Consider the following 17,834-nt stretch of genomic DNA (forward strand, 5'->3'; position numbering starts at 1 on the left):
GCTCCTATGTCCAACCGAGCGATTATAGATTGGGAAGAATGGCTCGCTTCACCGCCCGGGCAATACATGCTCCGGTGGGAGGCGCAGCAATACGACCGGACGGTCGCGGACATCTTCGGATACCACGCCGTGCAGTTGGGCCTGCCCCATATCGACACCTTGCGCGAGAATCGCATGCCGTTTTCGGCACTTGCGCTCGACGGCCGGGCGGGACCCCACGGGCCGCGCCAGACCCACCCGGATGCACGGCAACTGCTGTGCCGGTTCGACGAGTTGCCATTCGAAACGCAGAGTATCGACCTGCTGACGCTGCCGCACGTGCTTGAATTCTCGGAGGACCCGCACGAAGTCCTGCGCGAGGTCTCTCGGGTGCTGATGCCCGAAGGCCGGGTGATCGTCACGTGCTTCAACCCCATGAGCCTGTGGGGCGCCCGGCAGGGCCTGAACCGGCTGGGCGCCACGCCGTTCCTGCCCAGCGATGCGCAAACCACCGGTTTCGTCCGTATCAAGGACTGGCTCAAGCTGCTGGGCTTCGAGATCGACGGCGGCAGCTTCGGCTGCTACTGCCCGCCCTACCGGACCGACCGCTGGCTGCAGCGCGCGGCGTTCATGGAAAAGGCCGGCGACCGCTGGTGGCCGATCTTCGGCTCTGTCTACATGATTTCGGCCGTCAAGCGCGTCAAGAACATCCGACTCGTAGGCCCAAGCTGGAAAACCGCCAAACCCGCCCTCAAGCCAGTGGCGGCTCCCGTGGCAACCCCCACCGGCACACACGGCAAGACCCGGACAACCACGCCTGACTCGAGTATCTAGGTTCCAGTCAGGTTCCAACATTCAGCAATGCAAGAAATTACGATCTACTCCGACGGCGCCTGCAAGGGCAACCCTGGCCCGGGCGGCTGGGGCGCCGTGCTTGTCTCCGGCGAACACGAGAAGGAACTGTTCGGCGGCGAGAGCCCCACCACCAACAACCGCATGGAGTTGATGGCCGTGATCGAGGCCCTGCGCGCGCTCAAGCGGCCGTGCATCGTCAATATCTATACGGATTCCCAGTACGTGCAGAAGGGCATCAGCGAGTGGATCACTGGCTGGAAGGCGCGCGGCTGGAAGACGGCCGACAAGAAACCGGTCAAGAACGCTGACCTCTGGCAGATCCTTGACGAGGTCCGCCAGCCACACACCATCTCATGGCACTGGGTGCGCGGCCACAACGGTCACCCCGGCAACGAACGCGCCGACCGCCTGGCCAATCGCGGTGTGGAATCGCTGAACGCCTGAGCGCACCGAGCGACGGGAAGCCCCGCCGCGACGCGCCTGAATTTTCGCCTCCCCTGCCGACCGTTTACAATCCCGCCCCATGCGACAGATCGTTCTCGACACCGAAACCACCGGCCTGAACCCAGCCACCGGCGATCGCCTGATCGAAATTGGCTGCGTGGAAATGGTGAACCGCCGCCTGACCGGCCGCCACCTGCACTTCTACGTCAACCCGGAGCGCGATGTGCCCGAGGAAGCTGTGGCCATCCACGGCATCACCGCCGCCTTTCTGGCCGACAAGCCGAAGTTCTCGGAAGTCGTTCACCAGATTCGCGAATACGTACAGGACGCGGAGCTGATCATTCACAACGCGTCGTTCGACCTGGGTTTCCTGGACATGGAGTTCCAGCGCGAAGGACTACCGTCGTTCCGCTCGCACGCCGGCAACGTGATCGACACGCTGCGTGAAGCCCGCACCATGTTTCCCGGCAAGCGAAACTCGCTCGACGCCCTCTGCGACCGTCTCGGCGTCAGCAACGGGCACCGCACGCTGCACGGCGCACTGCTCGATGCCGAAATTCTGGCCGAGGTCTACCTGGCCATGACGCGCGGCCAGAACTCGCTGGTCATCGATGCGCTGGACACCAGCGCCGCCCAGGGCGAAACCCGCACCACGGCTGACCTGTCCGTCCTTACGCTGCCCGTGCTGCTTGCCAACGAAGCGGAGGTTTCGGCCCACGCCAGCGTCCTCAAGGACCTCGACAAGGCCAGCGGCGGCAAGACCGTATGGAAGATCGAAATCCCTTCCGAAGTCCCCACCGGCGCGACGGTTCAGTAAGGCCGAGTCAATTTCTCGAAGAAAGTCCAAAAAAGGGCTTTACAAGATACAGGCCCATCGGCATAATCTCGTTTCTCCGCTGCACGACACCAGCAACAACGGTGACGAAGCAGAAAGGGGTGGTTAGCTCAGCGGTAGAGCACTGCCTTCACACGGCAGGGGTCACAGGTTCAATCCCTGTACCACCCACCAGAATATCTGGTGAGCAACGCCTTACGTTGCCGAGAACCCGGAAGCTGACGAGCTCTCCGGGTTTTTTGTTTTTTGGGCGGATCGCATGAGACATCCGCCTCATACCTTTCCCTGACCTCCAGGAACCGCGTCGTCGATTTACGATCTCAATCCACGCGCTCTCCAACCCGAGGTTTTCCCTTGCTTCCGCTTCACCACGACCCCGCTTTCTACGAACTGCTTGCCGGCAGCTATCAACGCCTGCTTGGCAAACGGCTAGTGCCTCACCCTCTTCCGACCAACGAAGCTGCGGCGTGGCTTTACGAAGAGGCACCGTTCGCGATCCTCGCTCACAACACTGCGCCGGACCCGGTCTTTGTCTATGGCAACAAGGCGGCGCAGCGTCGCTTTGGCTACGACTGGGACGAGATCACGCGTCTGCCTTCGCGACTATCCGCCGAGGCGCCCAATCGCGAGGAACGGCAGCGCTTTCTTGAGCGTGTGCAACGGCTTGGTTATGAAGCAGGCTATCAAGGCGTGCGGATCACCAAGGACGGCAGCCGCTTCATGATCGAGGAGGCAACGCTGTGGCAGATGATCGATACCGATGGGGTGCTACACGGGCAGGCCGTGATCATTCCGCGGACTCGGGATCTGTGAGTTACTGCGAGCGTCGATCTCAGCGAGCTTGCCGCGGATCACGCGCAGTCTGTACTCGAAGCTGATTCGCGTGGCACTCCCCTCGGGCCAGTCGTTGATCAGATTCAATACGGCTCGCTCATCCGCGAGCCACCAGATTCGTTCGTCGATCATTGCAGTCATCCTTTAGTGGTCAGGGAAGCGGGCTTGAAGGGCTGACTTGTGCAGGTGTGTCTCGACCTCTCTCAATTCGGCCAATGAAGCGCGGTCGAATTCCGCATCGAGGTCCAACTGCACGTACCCCTTCCATTGCCGATCACGGCGATGCGACCACATGCTGTACCAATACGTGGTCGCCTTTACCAAGGCGCGTTCGTTGCGGGATTGCACCCAATAGTTGTCCACGGCGAAACTGGATTTCAGTCGTTCAAGGTCTAACAAGTTGGGAGGTATCTGTTGCGGGTCGCCAGATTCGTGGCTCAAAACAAACGTCACCACATCGAGATCTCTTGGCCCTCGGCCATAGCGCGCCTCGACGTCTTCCACAAAGCTTCCGTCCACCCACTGAAAACCCGCGGTAATACCGGCCTCGTGTATCGACTGCCTGAACTCAAGCAGCCCCCGCAGAATTGTGCAACGCGCTGGCGTGGTTGCAAACCGGCGTACAAACGAGAGAAGCGACACCTCGTACGGCGACCGATCCGCACTTGCAGCGTTGCCATCATTCACAGGCGGAAGCACCAGCATGTCATTCCATGCCGGTATCTGGACGAAGTTCATTCATTGACCCTGAGTTACCGGCGCTAGCCATCCATATCGGGCGGCGGCGCCGTGTTTTTTTCGATGCATCAATGCTGCATCGAACACACCACAGGGGCCAAGTAAACTTGTGTGTCCAACTGCCATATTTCTGTGGCAGCTGTGCCAAAGCGTCCCGCATTGCACGGGACGCCTTCATTCATTGCATCACGTTCGGCGTCAGACCACTTCGAAGAAGTGCGTCTTGTCCCGATCAAGCTGGGCGATCAATCCGAATTCCCAGTCGAGGTACGCCTGCATGGCGGCCGCTGCGTTATCCGTGCCTTCGTACGGACGGCGGTAGCGGTCTGTGCGGGGAACGGAGAGGTTGGTTTCACCCTGCTCCACCGGATAGCCCGCGTCGGCCCACGCTGCGGTGCCGCCTTCAAGTACGAAGACTTCTGACGATGTGAGTCGTTGCAGGTCGATGGCAGCGAAGCGCGCGAGCAGGCTGGAGCCGCATGTCAGCACATAGCATCGTGCGGGCGGAATCGCCTGCAGTGCCTGCTTCAGCTGGGCGCGGATGGCGAACCATGCGCCGGGGATATGGCGCTTCACGTAATTGGCGCTAGCCGTGACATCGATCACGGCCACGTCGCCTTCGCGGAGCCAGCCGGCCAGCGTGGCGGGGGCGATGGTTGCGACCTCGGGTGCAGCCGGACGCTGGGCGGCAGGTACACCGCGCTCGCTGCGTCGCGCATCATCGACCGGCTCCACGACATAGACTTCCCAGCCCATCTGCGCGAGCCACGATGCGCTCATGTCTGCGCGCACACCATCATCATCGGCCAGCACAATACGTGCGCCGCGCACGGGTGCCTGGTGATCGGTTTCCTGCACGAGCTGGCCGCCCGGTGCGCTGGTGAAGCCTGGCAGGTGGCCGTCTGCATATTCCTCGGGTGTCCGCACATCAAAGCGATAGACGGTGCGCTCCGGTGAATCCAGCGATGACAGTGCATCGAATGCGATGCGTCGCACGCCAGCACGGCTGGCAATCGCGCGTGCACCTTCGCGTGCCTGTGCGCGGTTCGCGGGATCGATCTCCACGGGTGCGCGGCGGCTGGCGCCATGCGAGAGCTTCTGTCCCGCCAGCTTCCAGCCGATAGTGCCGTTGCGCAGCGCAGCCACCGGATTCGGAATGCCCGCGTTGACCAGCGATTGCGTACCGATGATGCTGCGCGTGCGGCCTGCGCAGTTCACCACCACCTTGGTCTTTGGGTCCGGTGCGAGTTCGCGGATGCGCAGCACCAGTTCCGCGCCCGGCACGCTTGTGGATGTGGGAATGTTCATCGTCTGGTACTCGTCGAAGCGTCGCGCATCGACGATCACCACGTCAGCCTTGCTGTCGATCAGCGCCTGCACTTCCTGCGCGGACAGCGATGGCGTATGGCGCCTGGCCTCCACCAGTTCCCCGAACGACTTGCTGGGCACGTTCACGTCACGGAATACTTCGCCGCCCGCGGCAATCCATGCAGCCAACCCACCATCGAGCAGGGACACATCCGTGTAGCCGAGTTCGCGCAGCTTCAACGCCGCATGCGGTGCGAGATCCTCGCCATCACGCTCGCCGTAGATCACGATGCGGGTGTCGCGGCGCGGAATACGTGTCCAGGCTTCCAATTCAATCTTCGACAGCGGGAAGTTCGCAGCCCAGAGCGGATGCTCCTGGGCGAACGGGTCTTCCTCGCGCACGTCGATCAGCGCGATCTCGGTGCGGTCGAGCAATGCCTGACGCACCGCGAGGCTGGTCGTGGTCGGAAACGTTTGGGTAGTGGCAGTCATGACGCGATGGGGTCCTTGGAGCGGTCCCACGGATTGGGCAGGGTGGAGTTGGAATAACCGGAGATGAAGTGCTTGGTGCCGCCCGATTCCGGATAGACATGGCGGCGCACCGCGCCGATGTTGGCGCCGTACACATGGATGCTGATCGATACGCGGTCGTCGAACGCGTTGTGGACGCGATGGATGTCACCTACGGTTGGCGATACCGCTTCCACGTGACCGGGCTCCAGCCGAACGGCGTCGCCATGCGGACGTGGCACGCCCTCGGCATCGATTGCGTACGGCTGCGAATACTCGGCGCCGCGCAGCATGCCGATCAGGCCCCATACCGTGTGATCGTGGATTGGCGTGCGCTGCCCCGGTCCCCAGACAAAGCTGACAATCGAGAATCGCTCAGCCGAATCGCAGTGCAGCAGCACCTGCTGGTAATACTCGGGATGGGGTTGTGCGTAGGCATCGGGCAGCCAGTCGTCGCGGGCCACCAGGCGCGCGAGCAGTTGGCCGCCTTCGTCGAGGATGCGCGCCTCGTCGGGCTGCTGGTCGAGCAGCGCCGACAAGCCGGTAATGAAGTCGCGCAGCGGCGTCAGTGTCGATGTCTGCGCAGTGAGCAATGTCTCAGCCATGTCTTGTCTCCGGAGCACGTTCGCCATCTGTGGACGAATCGCCCACAACCTTAGCACGAAGGCGCGCCCGTTGTTGCCTTGCGGATGTCCTCACAAGCCCAGCGCCGTGCGGCCGGCGGCGGTCAGGATGGCGTCGTTCTGCGGGGTATGGATGCGACTGCAGAGCACATCGCGATAGTGCCGCTCCAGCGGATTGTTGCGGCTCAGGCCATGATTGCCCGAGAGTTGCAGCGCCAGTTCCAGCACCCGGATCGCATTCGATGTCACGGTGAACTTGAGCAGGCCACCGTCGCTGACCGAGGGCGGTGTGCCGTCATCGGTACGCGTCGCAGCATCGTCGAGCAACACCGCGTTGGCGCGCAGCAGCGCGGCCATCTCGCCAATCGATTCCTGCACGCGCGGCAGCGTGGCCAGCGGTTTGCCGACGCTGCCCGGTGCGCGTTCCTGCACGAACTGGCGAATCCAGTCGAAGCCTGCGCGTGCCACGGCGTCGTAGAGGCTGCCGAGCAACGTCACCATCCATGCCTGCTGGTCAGTATTTGCGTCGATATCGGCCTGGCTCGCCCCTGCTGGTGCCCACGCCTCCGGCGCGCGGATATCCACGGCGTTCTCGAACGGAATCCATACGTCTTCGAGCACCGTCTCGTGGCTGCCCGAGGCACGCAAGCCAAGATGGTTCCAGCTTTCGATCACGCGAATACCGGGCGTCTCGGCGTCGGGCTTCGGCACAAGAAACATGCCAATGCGTGGCTCCGGTTCGTGCGTACGCGCCCATACGGCCAGCCAGCGCAGCGCCGGAATGCCGGTGGTGTAGAGCTTGTGGCCGCTCAGTCGCCAGCGATCGCCCACGCGCGTGGCAACGGTGCCCGGCAATCCACCGCGCGACGGCGATCCCAGTTCGGGTTCTACCCGCAGCGAGTTGATCAGCGCGCCCTCCTCCACGGCGCTGCGCAGCACTTGCTGGCGCACGGCTTCCGGCCAGCGCGAATCGGCACGGCCGATGGAGCGGTGCTGCAGGTAAGTCATCGTCAGGACCAGCGCCGTGGCGGGGTCGCCGCCAGCTACGGCGGCGATGATGCGTCGCGCCTCGGCCAGTCCCGCACCAGCGCCGCCATGGGCCAGCGGCACGGTATGGGCGATCAGGCCATATTGGTGCAGCAGCGCAAAGTTGTCGTGCGGAAAGCTGCCATCGGCATCGTGGGCCGAAGCAGTGGAGGCAAAGCGAGCGGCCAGTTCGGCCAGCACATCGTCCAGCCGCGCGGCGGGCGTCGGCAGGCGGTGCAGGGATGACGCAGACATGGAGTTCCTTGGGGGAGCAGATCAATCGCCACATAGCGTACCGCCGCCCCTCGCCCCGGAAAACGACGCATATCGCATATCGAGCGACGGTTTTTATCGAATAAGGACCGGCGTTTTTATTCGTTCGGGCGCACGGCCCGCAGGCGTACGTTCTTCCCATTTCACGCACCAGGAGAAAGGGCATGAGCGTCGACTTCATCGGGATGATCCAAAGCCAGAAGCAATCCGAGATCCATTCGCCCACCGGGCCCGTGGTCGATCGGGATTACGTGCGTGCCTTTGCGCAGGCACACGAGCAGGCCGGCTTCGATCGCGTGCTGGTGCCGCACCACTCCACCGGCCCATCGGCCACGTTGACGATTGCGTACGCCGCCGCTGTCACCGAGCGCATCCACTTCATGCTGGCCCATCGGCCCGGCTTCACATCGCCCACGCTGGCTGCACGGCAGATCGCCACGCTCGATCAGTTCAGCGGTGGCCGGCTCGGCGTGCACTTCATCTCGGGTGGTTCGGACGACGAGCAGAAACGCGATGGTGACTATCTCGATCACGATCAGCGGTATGCACGCACTGACGAGTATCTCGGCATCCTGCGTCGCATCTGGACCGAGCCGCAGCCGTTCGATCACGCGGGCGAGTTCTACCGATTCGAGCGCGGGTTCTCTGAAGTGAAGCCCGCTCAGCGTCCGCACGTGCCGATCTATTTTGGTGGCGCCTCGGAAGCTGCACTGCAGGTGGCTGGCAAACATGCCGATGTCTACGCGCTGTGGGGCGAATCGCTCGACCAGGTGCGCGATCTCACGACACGCGTGCGTGCCGAAGCCGCGAAGCATGGCCGCGAGGTGCGCTTCTCGGTGTCGTTCCGTCCAGTGCTCGCCGAGACCGAGGACAAGGCATGGCAGCGCGCCGACAGCATCCTCGAACGCACGCGAGCGCTGCGTGTGCAGGCCGGATACAGCCGAGGAGGTCCGCAACAAAGCGAAGGTGCACGCCGGCTTCTCGCGGCGGCAGAACAAGGCGACCGCGTCGATCAACGCTTGTGGACGGCCATCGCGCGTGAGACCGGCGGACGTTCGAATTCCACGGGTCTCGTTGGCACGCCCGAGCAGGTAGCCGATGCGCTGCTGGCTTACTACGACCTGGGCGTCACCACATTCCTGATTCGCGGTTTCGATCCGCTCGAAGACGCCATCGACTATGGCCGCGAACTCATTCCGCGTGTGCGCGAACTGGTGGCCCAGCGCGATGCGGCATCGAACAAGCGCGCCGCCTGATCACATCCAACATCACCCACAACAAAACGGGGAGCGGGAAATCATGAGCCAATCGACATCACCCGACGCACGGCGCCGGCAACTGCTGCGCGCAGCCGGCGGCGCCGCCATCGCCGCACCAGCGCTGATCCTCGGCCGCCAGGCATGGTCGGCGCCGCGCAAGGTCACGTTCGCGTGGAACCAAAATTCCTTTTGCCTGACACCCATCGTCGTGGCGCAGGAGAAGGGCTTCTTCGAGAAGAATGGGCTACAGGTAGACCTGATCAACTACAGCGGCTCCACGGACCAGTTGCTCGAATCGATTGCAACAGGCAAGGCCGATGCGGCAGTGGGCATGATCCACCGCTGGCTGAAGCCGCTCGAAGCGGGCTTCGACGTGAAGATCATCGGCAGCTCGCATGGCGGTTGCGTGCGGCTTGTTGGCGCAAAGGCGGCGGGTGTGACCAACCTGCAGTCGCTCAAGGGCAAGACCGTTGGCGTGAGCGATCTCGCCGCACCGGGCAAGCACTTCTTCACGATCCTGCTCGCGAAAAATGGTATCGATCCGGATCGGGACATCACATGGCGCCAGTACCCTGCCGACCTGCTCGGCGTGGCCGTCGACAAGGGCGAGATTCAGGCGATTGCCGATGGCGATCCAAACCTCTACCTGCTGGAGAAGCGCACCAACGGCGCCTATATCGAACTCGCGACGAACCTCACCGGCGAGTACGCGCGCAAGGTCTGCTGCGTGGTGGGTGCGCGCGGCGAACTGGTGCGCAACGATCGCCCCACTGCTGCCGCACTGGCGCGCGCCATCGTGCAGGCCACGGACTACGTCAACGAGAATCCGAACGAAGCTGCCAAGGTCTTCGCCAAGTACTCGCCCAAGATCAGCGTCGAGGATCTGCGCAAGCTCTATGCGACGCTCACCTATACGCACCATCCCACCGGCGTGGACCTGCAGGAAGAAATCGCGTTCTACGCTGGCGATTTCCAGCGCATCGGCGTGCTGAAGAAATCCACGGACGTGAAGCGCCTGGCGCAACATGTCTATGCAAACGTACTGGCCTGACGGGGTAACGCTCATGACGACGAGTCAGCAAACCATCGACACGCCCTTGCTGCAAGGCACGCCAGCCGCCACGCGGCGCGTGCCCGGCAGTGCATGGCCCATCGGCATCGTGGCTGCAATGGCATGGGCCGCGTTCGGCGCCATCACATGGCGCTGGCCCAACAAGGTGGCGGGCTTCACGGACTGGGCCTATACCGAGGAACTCGGCATTGCCGTGCTCGTCGTCGCGGGTGCGCTGCTTGCTGTGGCGCTCTTCGGCGGCTACGTGCCTGCGCTGCAACGCTTTCGCGAAAGTTTGCGCAAGGCCGGTCCGTGGCTGATTGCGCTCCCCGTGATTCTGGCCGCTTGGGAAATCCTCACGGCCAAGACCGCGTCGCTGCCCACGCCGTTCTTCGCGCCGCCGCAGGCATTGATCGAAGTCTATGTCGACGACTGGCGACGCCTGGGAGACAGCGTGCTCAACACGGTCAAGCTGCTCGGTCTCGGTGTGGCGTATGGCGGTGTGGTCGGCTTTCTGATCGGCGTGTCGATCGGCTGGTCGCGCCGCATCGGTTACTGGGTGCATCCGGTGCTGCGCGTGCTGGGGCCGTTGCCATCCACCGCACTGTTGCCGCTCACGTTCTACTTCTTCCCGTCGAGCTATTCGGCGGCCGTGTTCCTGATCGCACTGGCCACGGCGTTTCCCGTTGCAGTGCTGACGTGGTCCGGCGTGGCGGGTGTGAACAAGAGCTACTACGACGTGGCGCGCACGATGGGTGCATCGGAATGGTTCCTCGTGCTGCGCGTGGCGATTCCGGCCGCGTTGCCGCAGGTATTCGTCGGCCTGTTCATGGGATTGGGCGCATCGTTCTCCGTGCTCGTCACCGCCGAGATGATGGGCGTGAAGTCCGGCCTTGGCTGGTATCTGACCTGGGCGCAGGGCTGGGCCTCGTATGTGAACATGTATGCCGCCCTGATCGTCATGGCACTGCTGTTCTCGGGCGTCATCACATTGCTGTTCACGGTGCGCGACCGCGCGCTGTCGTGGCAGAAAGGAACCGTCAAATGGTAGCGGTCGTTCAAGACACCCATGCTTCGGCCGGTGCGCGCATCGATATTCAGTCAGTGAGTCATGCATTTGGCGATGGCGATGCGCAACTGCCCGTGCTCGATAGTGTGAATCTGCAAGTGGCACCCGGTGAATTCGTGGCATTGCTCGGTCCCAGCGGCTGCGGCAAATCCACGCTGCTGCGACTCGTGGCGGGGCTGGAGACGCCACTGTCAGGGCAGATCCGTCAGGACGATGTGCCGATCGATCGGCCCGACCCCTCGCGCATCGTCGTGTTCCAGGACCCAACGCTCTACCCGTGGCGACGCGTGCGCGACAACGTCGCACTGGGTCTGCAAGCGCGCGGACTGTTGCGCCGCGAAGGCCATCGTGTGGATGCCGCACTGCGACGCGTGGGCTTGGAAGGCTTCGCGCAAGCGTTTCCGCATCAGCTCTCGGGCGGCATGGCGCAGCGCGTGGCGCTGGCGCGTGCGCTCGTCAATGATCCGCGCCTGCTGGTGCTCGACGAACCGCTCGGCAAGCTCGATTCGTTGACGCGGCTCGCCATGCAGAGTGACCTTGTGGATCTCTGGCAGCGCGCCGGCTTCTCGGCGCTGCTCGTCACGCACGACGTGGAAGAAGCGCTGTTCCTGGCGCAGCGCGTCATCGTGTTCAGCCAACGCCCCGCGCGCATCACCGCCGAGATCAAGGTGGATCTACCCTACCCGCGCCACCGTGGCGATCCGCGCCTGACCGAACTACGCCACGAGGCGCTGCGCCATCTGGGTCTCGATGCAAGCTGGTAAGCCGGTTGTTCCGCGCGTGACTGAACATTGCGATGTGGTCGGCAAGCACACCCTCCTGCCCTCTCCCCCGCCCCTCTCCCGCACAGCGGGAGAGGGGCGACAACCACGAGTCAATGGAACGCCTTTGGACGACTCCCCTCTCCCGCGAGTGGGTGAGCCATGAGCGCGCCACCTCCGCAAGCGTGGCTCAACGCACTACTGACGCTGTTGCAACAGGCCCAGTTAGGTCTGCTGCAACTCTGGCATTTACTGGGCCTGACCGATGAAGTGCATGGCCAGCCCGCATGGCCGTGGGCGCGACGCATTGCTGGCGAAACACTGCTGATCGATCTCGGTCTTGCGCGGCAACTGGCGTGGAGTCTGCTCGCGGTGGCCTTCGCGCTGCTTTGCGTGGCGCTGGCGCTGCTATGGCGTCGTCGTCGGCTGGCCTGTCTCGGCGCAGGTGCATTGGCATTGGTGATCGCGCCGTGGCCTTCGCCTGCGCTGCTGCTGACAGCCGCTGCGCCGACGAGCTTCCATCGCAGCCCGACCCAGTTCTCCGTCGATGCAATTGCCACGGGCGCGCGCATCTACGCGACGCACTGCGTGGCATGTCATGGCGACGATGGTCGCGGCGAAGGGGCGCAGTCGGCGCGCTTATCCACCTGGCCACCGACCTTTGCGAGTCCGCTGTTGGGTCGTCGCGCCGAAGGAGAACTGTACTGGCATATCGTGGCTGGCATGCGCGACGCGCGGGGCCGCATGACCATGCCCGCCTTTGGCAACGATATCGATGACACGCAGACCTGGGCCGTTATCGACTACCTGAAGACATTGGCTGCCGGCACTGGCGCAGCGATGCAAGGCAACTGGCCGATTCCACTGCAGCTCCCGAATGTATCCATTCAATGCACGGGAGCGCCGCCCCGCTCGCTTGCGGACTGGCGCGGCCAGCAACGCGTGCGCGTGGTGGCATTCGATGGCGCGGCATCCACGCTGCCGCTGGAAGACCCGCGCTTTGTCACGCTGCTGGTGACGCGTGATGGGCAGCCGCTGGTCGATGTGCCGGCATTCCGTGCGGGCTGCGTGGCTTCATCGCGCAATGCTTGGCAGGTGTTTGCCCAGTTGGCGGGTGTCGATACATCGACACTGGCGGGCACGGCTTTTCTTGCGGATCGCAACGGCTGGTTGCGCGCGCGAAGTTCAGGCGGATCAGGAAAGCAAAACGAATGGGGTCAGGACGACCTGCTCTGCACCGCAGGACAGGTCGCGCAAATCACGCAGATGGCGCGGAAGACGTCGCAAGCGGATGGACTAACCGCCCTGCTGCTGCGAATGGATGCCGAGCCCGTTCGCTTCGTGCAGGGCGGCTTTGTTCACTGATGCCAGCGTCACGCTGTCGATCGCAGCCAGCACTTCATCAACCGAAGGCGGCTTGCCGTTGTCGCCCACAGACACGGCATGGCCCGGGCGATCCACGCCGAAGTGCGGACGCGATGTCGCGGTGAACAGCATCACGGTAGGCTTGCCCAATGCATCGGCCAGATGCACGAAGCCGGTGTCCATGCCGACGACGAGCGACGAGGCATCCACGCGCTGCGCGCACTCGGTGATCGACATGCGCGGCAGCACTTCCGCATTCGGAATCGCGGCGGCCAGCGCCTGCGCTTCGGCCTGCTCCTTGGGCGAACCCCACGGCAGTTCCACGCGATAGCCGCGCCGCGCCAGCACGTGGCCAATCTCTACCCAGTTGGCCTGCGGCCATTTCTTGATGTCGAGCGACGTGGCATGGAACAGCGTGGCGCGCGGCACACCGTCCGTATGAAGCGGCACGGCGGGTGCAGGCACATTGAGTTCGGGCGTCTCTTGCGGCTCGATCTCGTATCCCAGCGCATTGGCCACCACCATCCGCATCTTCTGGCGGCAGTTGGCGTCGCCGTGCGGCCCGTAGATCTGTGTGTAGGCAAACACGGCCTTCGACTCGCCGAGGTATTCCGCGGCATAACCGAGGCGGCGCGGCGTGCGGGCCAGGCGCGCAACAATCGCACTCTTCATCACGCCGTGGACGTCGATTGCTACGTCATAGCGTTCGCGACGAAGTTCGCGCACTGCGGAGAGGATGCCGCGCAGGTCTTTCCATTTGCGGCCGTTCTTGTTGAACTGCCGCAGCGGCGGCGCGATGACGCGATCTACACCGATAGCCCAGCGCGGAATATCGGCACATGAGGCGTCAACCGCCCAGTCGATCTTTGCCTCGGGATAGGCACGGCGCAGGTCGTGCAGCAGCGGCAGGGTGTGGACCATGTCGCCCAGCGAGGTGATCTTGATGAGAAGAATGCGCTTCATGAAAGGGCCGGCGTTTCTAGTTGTATGCAAACCCGGCCATCCAGCGGCCGGGTTTTTCGAAGGCGCTAGTATGCCCGACCCGGCGAATCCAAAGAAACTGCGAAGATGTATCGGCGCCCTGATTGACCCGTGCTACTTCGACCACACCGACGCATCCTGCACCACCGTCGCAAAGCGGTCGTTGAGCGCGGCGAGCGTGTAGCGATGCAGATCGGCAGCCGATAGCGGATCGCCGCCGAGCGGGTCCGGCAGATCGCGCGTGGCACAGCCGGATGCGACCAACGTCACGCGATAGCCATGGTCGAGCGCCGAGCGCACAGTCGCGCTGATGCACATATGCGTCTGGAAGCCAGCCACGATCAGTTCCCGGCGTCCAATCGCCTGCAGCCGCGCCGCGAGATCCGTACCGGCAAAGCTGTTCGGCAGGCTCTTGACCAGCGTCTGCTCGCCCTTGGCAGGTTGCAGACCGTCGATGATCTGCGCGTGGATGCTATCCGGATCGAACGCCCCGCCGGCCTTGCCGTGATGCACCACATGGATGACCGGGGTGCCGTGCTGCCGCGCCAGGGCAAGCAGCGCGCCACATTCGGCCACAGCCTCGGGCATGCCCGTCAACGGCAGCTTGCCATCCACGTACTCGCGCTGATGGTCTACCAGGACCAGCACCGCCTCGGACCAGGCGGATGGCTTGCGGCTGGCGCCAGCGGCGTCGAGCAACGTGAAGGGTGCGGCAGCGGTCATGGTGGGTTTCCGAGGTAGTGTGCGGTGACTATGCAGGCATCGTAGAGCGCGCTAACCTGTGCGCCAATTCCCCACAGACTCACACTTGCCGTGCAAAAAAGCACAATTGCCTGGGACGACCTGCTAACGCTGTCCACCCTGATGCGAGCCGGCAGCTATTCCGCCTGCGCCCGCGAACTCGATATCACCCATGCCACGGCCATCCGGCGCATCCGGCGGCTGGAGACCGCGCTTGGCAAACCTGTGGCGACTCGCGCCGACGGCAGCTTCGTGCTCACCGCCGCAGGCCGCAATGCACTGATTGCCGCCCGACAGATGGAAGAATCGGCCGACCGGCTGATCCGCGAAATCGAAGGGGTAGGTACCGGCGTGTCGGGCGTGGTGCGCATTGCCTCCACTGCGTCGCTGGGCAGCATGGTCCTGACGCCTCGGCTGCCGGCGCTCTATGCGTCGAATCCCGAGCTGGAGGTCCGGCTGGAAGTGGACAACCGGGTGACCAGTCTTGCCAAGCGCCGCGCGCACATTGCCGTGCGGCTTGCGCGTCCGCAGGAAGACACCATCGTCGCGCAGCGCGCCGGCACGATGCATTTTGGGCTCTACGCGCCCTCGGGCATGTCCACCGCCGTGGCCGAGTCGCGCGATACACCCATCTGCGGCCTGCTCGATGAAGGTTTCGCGCTACCCGAAGTGGAATGGCCACAGGCCCAGGCGCGGCGCCTAGCCTTCCAGTCCAACAGCTTCTTTGCCGTGCGCGAGGGCGTACGCGCCGGCCTCGGCGTCGCCCTGCTCCCTCACTATCTGGGCGACAAGGAACCGGGACTCTGGTGTGTGCGCCCTGTGCCGGAAGTGATCCGCGAGATCTGGCTGGCCTACCCCGTCGAGTTTCGGGGCGCGTCACGATTCCGTCCCGTGATCGACTGGCTGGCAGAGACCCTGACTGCTTGCCCATGAACACCTGTTTCAGACGGGTGTCGCATTGCTGCAACGACGCGCCGCATGCGTCACCCCATGTGGTGAGCCGCACGCGAATGACTCGTTGACGCCGCTCAATAAGTTGCAGTTCTGCTACGCTTCCACCCGGCTGCCGTAGAGGTTCGAACAGATGGGCAGGGTCGTTGCACAAAGCCCAAAGGCAACCGAGAAACGGGTCAGTGCGCATAAATTCAAGATGCGTTCCATGCGGCACTCATTGAAGTACAGGATGGCAATCGCCGCCGCAGCGGTCGTCACGCTCGTATTCGTGGCGCGCTCGGGGTTTTCCCAGTACTACGCTTACACGCGGCTGAACGAGGTGGTTCAGGCGCAGCAGGACACACTGGTCAGGCTCATTGCCGACCAACTCGACGAGAAGCTTGAATCGCGCGCCGTGGTGCTCCGCCGGCTCGCACGGACGCTATCGCCTTCGCTTGACCAGTCCCCCGCCCAGTTGCTCCGTCTGGCTACCGATACGGTGGACATGCCCGAGCATTTCAACGCCGTCTTCCTCGTCCGGCCTGATGGGAATGTGGTCTTCAGCACGGCCGTCCCCCTGGACAAGAAGGTATCCGTCTGGGAGCGCGACTATTTCCAGAACATTGTGCGCGGCGCCGATTTCGCGGTGTCGGATCTGCTGCAAGGCAAGCACACCAGTTCGCCGGGCGTGATCCTGGCCGTCCCGCTGCGCGATGCGAAAGGCGCACTGCGTGGCGTGGTCGGCGGTGTGCTGAACCTGTCCGCCGACAACTTCCTGCGTGAACTCGCCCAACATCGCGTGGGCGTTACCGGCTATTACTGTCTGGTCTCGGCAGGCCCGAATCCAAGATATGCCATGCATCCGGATACCTCCCGGGTGCTGAAGCCTGCGCTGGCCATCGGTGAAGCGTGCGGCGCCGAGCAGCCCGAGTCGCGCTGGGAAGTCCTGTCACCGGTCCAACCCGTCGTGGCACGCCGCCTGCTGGAATCGAACGGCTGGGAAATCATCTCGGTGCTTCCGGCCGCCGAAGCCTACTCGCCGCTGTTCGAAGTCAGGCATCGCGCGATTGCTGTTGCCCTGGCATCGCTCGGCATCGCGGCGCTGCTGATGTGGCTGATGATCCGGCGGCTGCTGGCCCCGCTCGAACACCTGCACCGCACCGTGCGCCGCCTGTGCGAACAGCCTGCGGCCGTGGCCGATCTGCCAGTGGAGCGCGATGACGAGATCGGCGAACTGGCCGGCGCATTCTCGGAGGTCATGTCGCAACTGTCCGAGCGCGAAGCCGCGCTGAAAGCCGCCAAGGACAGCGCCGCTGCCAGCGAGAAACGGCTGGAGGCGATCGCCAACCACGTGCCGGACTTTGTCGCGTTCATTGACGCCAGCGAACGCTTCGTCTTCGTGAATCAGGCTTTCGCGCTGCACTTCGGGCTACCCGCCGCGCAGATCGCGGGGCTGTCGCTGCGCGAACTCTGGGGCACGGCCGAATACGTGGCCTACCAGCCATTCCTCGAACAGGCGCGCGCCGGGGACCCGGTCACCTTCACGCGCGAAGCCACCGATGGCACGGCGTGGGAAGTCACGTTCCAGCCCGCCTGGAACGATGCGCAGGACGCAACGGCGACCCTCGCTGGCCTGCACATGTTCTCGCGCAACGTCACGGGCGAACGGCAGAAGCTGCGCTCGCTCGAAGCCCAGACCTTGTCCGATCACCTGACTGGCTTGCTGAACCGCAAGGGCTTCGACCGCCGCCTCCAGGAAATGATGGCGCGCGCCGACGCCAATGGCCACCGCGCCGCCCTGCTACTGGTGGACCTCGACGACTTCAAGGCCGTCAACGACACCCATGGTCACCCCATCGGCGACCAGTTGCTGATTGCATTCGCCGAACGTCTTCGCGCTTGCGTGCGCACTGGCGACGCCGTGGCGCGCATCGGCGGCGACGAGTTCGCGATCATCCTCGATAACGTACACAGCCAGAACACCGTGGAGCGCATCGCCCATACGGTGGTGCACGCGGCCCTGCGCCCGTTCGAGATCGACGGCCGCCGCCTGGTCTCCACGGCCAGCGTCGGCAGCGCCATGCACCGCCCCGACCAAGGCACCTCGGTCAGCGAACTGTTCATGCGGGCGGACATGGCGCTCTACGAAGCCAAGCGGCATGGCAAGGCGTGTCATGCGGGGAGCATCCACGCCGTAGAGACCTCGGCGCTGATCGCCGCCGAGGTCCAGAACTGACCCGGTATCCGAT

General features: G+C 63.9%; 17 protein-coding genes and 1 tRNA gene. 12 read left to right on the top strand and 6 right to left on the bottom strand.

Annotation, left to right across the window (positions count from 1 at the left end; translation table 11 throughout):
- Positions 1 to 6 precede the first annotated feature (6 nt).
- The 5 genes from FFS21_RS07220 (at position 7) to FFS21_RS07240 (ending at position 2,926) form a co-directional block, all read left to right on the top strand.
- Positions 7 to 813, top strand: a complete 807-nt coding sequence (locus tag FFS21_RS07220; protein WP_137924227.1) for a class I SAM-dependent methyltransferase — start codon at positions 7 to 9, stop codon at positions 811 to 813.
- Between the two features lie 27 nt (positions 814 to 840).
- The gene (gene rnhA / locus FFS21_RS07225; protein ID WP_137924228.1) at positions 841 to 1,278 is read left to right on the top strand and encodes a ribonuclease HI; all 438 of its coding nucleotides are present in this window, start codon (positions 841 to 843) and stop codon (positions 1,276 to 1,278) included.
- Between the two features lie 79 nt (positions 1,279 to 1,357).
- Positions 1,358 to 2,095, top strand: coding sequence for a DNA polymerase III subunit epsilon (dnaQ, locus tag FFS21_RS07230; protein ID WP_137924229.1), 738 nt, complete (start codon positions 1,358 to 1,360; stop codon positions 2,093 to 2,095).
- 117 nt (positions 2,096 to 2,212) lie between these two features.
- Positions 2,213 to 2,287: transfer RNA gene (locus FFS21_RS07235), tRNA-Val, on the top strand.
- Positions 2,288 to 2,467: 180 nt separating this feature from the next.
- Entirely contained in the window at positions 2,468 to 2,926 is a 459-nt protein-coding gene (locus tag FFS21_RS07240; RefSeq protein ID WP_137924230.1) for an MEKHLA domain-containing protein, read from the top strand.
- A 165-nt stretch (positions 2,927 to 3,091) separates the two neighbouring features.
- Here the strand turns inward: FFS21_RS07240 and FFS21_RS07245 are convergent, their stop codons facing one another.
- From FFS21_RS07245 to FFS21_RS07260, 4 genes are all read right to left on the bottom strand, one after another.
- Positions 3,092 to 3,685 (bottom strand): DUF6932 family protein, encoded by a 594-nt coding sequence (locus FFS21_RS07245; RefSeq protein ID WP_171020340.1) that lies wholly within the window; start codon positions 3,683 to 3,685, stop codon positions 3,092 to 3,094.
- A 198-nt stretch (positions 3,686 to 3,883) separates the two neighbouring features.
- Complete coding sequence (locus tag FFS21_RS07250; protein WP_137924231.1) at positions 3,884 to 5,485, bottom strand: rhodanese-related sulfurtransferase; 1,602 nt, start codon at positions 5,483 to 5,485, stop codon at positions 3,884 to 3,886.
- Positions 5,482 to 6,108, bottom strand: a complete 627-nt coding sequence (locus FFS21_RS07255; RefSeq protein WP_137924232.1) for a cysteine dioxygenase family protein — start codon at positions 6,106 to 6,108, stop codon at positions 5,482 to 5,484. Before FFS21_RS07255 ends, FFS21_RS07250 begins: the two co-directional genes overlap by 4 nt.
- A 90-nt stretch (positions 6,109 to 6,198) precedes the next feature.
- On the bottom strand, positions 6,199 to 7,407 hold the full coding sequence (locus FFS21_RS07260) for an acyl-CoA dehydrogenase family protein (protein ID WP_137924233.1): 1,209 nt from the start codon (positions 7,405 to 7,407) through the stop codon (positions 6,199 to 6,201).
- 182 nt (positions 7,408 to 7,589) lie between these two features.
- Between FFS21_RS07260 and FFS21_RS07265 the strand changes: the two genes are divergently transcribed.
- The 5 genes from FFS21_RS07265 (at position 7,590) to FFS21_RS07285 (ending at position 12,930) form a co-directional block, all read left to right on the top strand.
- A complete protein-coding gene (locus FFS21_RS07265) occupies positions 7,590 to 8,681 on the top strand; it encodes an LLM class flavin-dependent oxidoreductase (RefSeq protein WP_137924234.1) in 1,092 nt (363 codons plus the stop codon).
- Positions 8,682 to 8,724: 43 nt separating this feature from the next.
- Entirely contained in the window at positions 8,725 to 9,735 is a 1,011-nt protein-coding gene (locus tag FFS21_RS07270; protein ID WP_137924235.1) for an ABC transporter substrate-binding protein, read from the top strand.
- A gap of 13 nt (positions 9,736 to 9,748) precedes the next feature.
- Complete coding sequence (locus FFS21_RS07275) at positions 9,749 to 10,786, top strand: ABC transporter permease (RefSeq protein WP_137924236.1); 1,038 nt, start codon at positions 9,749 to 9,751, stop codon at positions 10,784 to 10,786.
- Positions 10,780 to 11,568 carry an ABC transporter ATP-binding protein gene (locus FFS21_RS07280; RefSeq protein ID WP_137924237.1) on the top strand — a complete coding sequence of 263 codons (789 nt, stop codon included), beginning with the start codon at positions 10,780 to 10,782 and terminating at the stop codon, positions 11,566 to 11,568. The genes FFS21_RS07275 and FFS21_RS07280 overlap by 7 nt, the downstream gene beginning before the upstream one ends.
- 159 nt (positions 11,569 to 11,727) lie before the next feature.
- The gene (locus FFS21_RS07285; protein ID WP_137924238.1) at positions 11,728 to 12,930 is read left to right on the top strand and encodes a c-type cytochrome; all 1,203 of its coding nucleotides are present in this window, start codon (positions 11,728 to 11,730) and stop codon (positions 12,928 to 12,930) included.
- Here FFS21_RS07285 and waaC read toward each other — a convergent pair.
- Positions 12,862 to 13,893, bottom strand: a complete 1,032-nt coding sequence (gene waaC / locus FFS21_RS07290) for a lipopolysaccharide heptosyltransferase I (protein WP_137924239.1) — start codon at positions 13,891 to 13,893, stop codon at positions 12,862 to 12,864. The genes FFS21_RS07285 and waaC overlap by 69 nt on opposite strands.
- A 132-nt stretch (positions 13,894 to 14,025) precedes the next feature.
- On the bottom strand, positions 14,026 to 14,634 hold the full coding sequence (locus FFS21_RS07295) for a cysteine hydrolase family protein (protein WP_137924240.1): 609 nt from the start codon (positions 14,632 to 14,634) through the stop codon (positions 14,026 to 14,028).
- Between the two features lie 90 nt (positions 14,635 to 14,724).
- Here FFS21_RS07295 and FFS21_RS07300 point away from each other — a divergent pair, with 90 nt between their 5' ends.
- Both FFS21_RS07300 and FFS21_RS07305 read left to right on the top strand, forming a co-directional pair.
- Complete coding sequence (locus tag FFS21_RS07300) at positions 14,725 to 15,585, top strand: LysR family transcriptional regulator (protein ID WP_137924241.1); 861 nt, start codon at positions 14,725 to 14,727, stop codon at positions 15,583 to 15,585.
- Positions 15,586 to 15,835: 250 nt separating this feature from the next.
- The gene (locus tag FFS21_RS07305; protein ID WP_137924242.1) at positions 15,836 to 17,821 is read left to right on the top strand and encodes a diguanylate cyclase domain-containing protein; all 1,986 of its coding nucleotides are present in this window, start codon (positions 15,836 to 15,838) and stop codon (positions 17,819 to 17,821) included.
- The last annotated feature ends 13 nt before the right edge of the window (positions 17,822 to 17,834 follow it).

It is taken from the genome of Cupriavidus sp. 2SB (assembly GCF_005503625.1).
GTDB lineage: Bacteria > Pseudomonadota > Gammaproteobacteria > Burkholderiales > Burkholderiaceae > Cupriavidus.